Below are 244 nucleotides of genomic sequence, written 5' to 3'. Positions count from 1 at the left end.
ACCTCCGTGGCGATCGCCTGCGGGTCGTCGCGCAGCTCCCGCGGGTAGCGGATGTTCACGGCGTAGCGCTCGCGCCCCTCGACGGTGGTGGTCACCGTCTCGCCGCCGAGCGCGCTGGCCACCACCGCCTGCACGTCGCCGATCGAGAGCCCGTAACGGGCGAGCGCGGCGCGGTCGGGCTCTATGTTGAGGTAGTAGCCGCCGATGATCCGCTCGGCGTAGGCGCTGGAGGTGCCGGGGACGG

Annotated in this window: 1 protein-coding gene; it reads right to left on the bottom strand. The window is 73.0% G+C overall.

Annotated elements, in window-relative coordinates; all coding sequences use genetic code 11:
* On the bottom strand, positions 1–244 hold a 244-nt coding region (locus tag NLF92_RS13610; protein WP_254102799.1), incomplete at both ends, for an efflux RND transporter permease subunit.

This window comes from Opacimonas viscosa, assembly GCF_024199005.1.
Classification (GTDB): domain Bacteria; phylum Pseudomonadota; class Gammaproteobacteria; order Enterobacterales; family Alteromonadaceae; genus Opacimonas; species Opacimonas viscosa.
Note: the sequence above shows the minus strand (reverse complement) of the source record. Positions and strands in the feature narration are given on the sequence as shown.